The 714-nt window shown below is 48.2% G+C and carries 1 tRNA gene and 1 rRNA gene; both read right to left on the reverse strand.

The features are described from left to right. Positions 1-53: 53 nt before the first annotated feature. Positions 54-130, reverse strand: a tRNA-Ile gene (locus tag HMPREF2706_RS11795). Positions 131-227: 97 nt separating this feature from the next. Next, positions 228-714: ribosomal RNA gene (locus tag HMPREF2706_RS11800) — 16S ribosomal RNA — on the reverse strand; the annotation flags it as partial.

The following is a 714-nucleotide window of genomic DNA, read 5'->3' on the forward strand; positions in this document are numbered from 1 at the left end:
AAGCAGGCGCTCTCCCAGCTGAGCTAAGCCCCCAAAACGAATATTAACTTAAATGGTGGGCCTAAGTGGACTCGAACCACCGACCTCACGCTTATCAGGCGTGCGCTCTAACCAGCTGAGCTATAGGCCCATTATTAAAATGAATGTTATAAACATTCAAAACTGAATACAATATGTCACGTTAATCCTTTTCATCTTCGAAGAAGATGTTCCGAATATATCCTTAGAAAGGAGGTGATCCAGCCGCACCTTCCGATACGGCTACCTTGTTACGACTTCACCCCAATCATTTGTCCCACCTTCGACGGCTAGCTCCAAAAGGTTACTCCACCGGCTTCGGGTGTTACAAACTCTCGTGGTGTGACGGGCGGTGTGTACAAGACCCGGGAACGTATTCACCGTAGCATGCTGATCTACGATTACTAGCGATTCCAGCTTCATGTAGTCGAGTTGCAGACTACAATCCGAACTGAGAACAACTTTATGGGATTTGCTTGACCTCGCGGTTTCGCTACCCTTTGTATTGTCCATTGTAGCACGTGTGTAGCCCAAATCATAAGGGGCATGATGATTTGACGTCATCCCCACCTTCCTCCGGTTTGTCACCGGCAGTCAACTTAGAGTGCCCAACTTAATGATGGCAACTAAGCTTAAGGGTTGCGCTCGTTGCGGGACTTAACCCAACATCTCACGACACGAGCTGACGACAACCAT

Origin of the sequence: Staphylococcus sp. HMSC067F07 (assembly GCF_001837405.1) — a bacterium.
In the GTDB taxonomy this organism is placed as follows: domain Bacteria; phylum Bacillota; class Bacilli; order Staphylococcales; family Staphylococcaceae; genus Staphylococcus; species Staphylococcus capitis.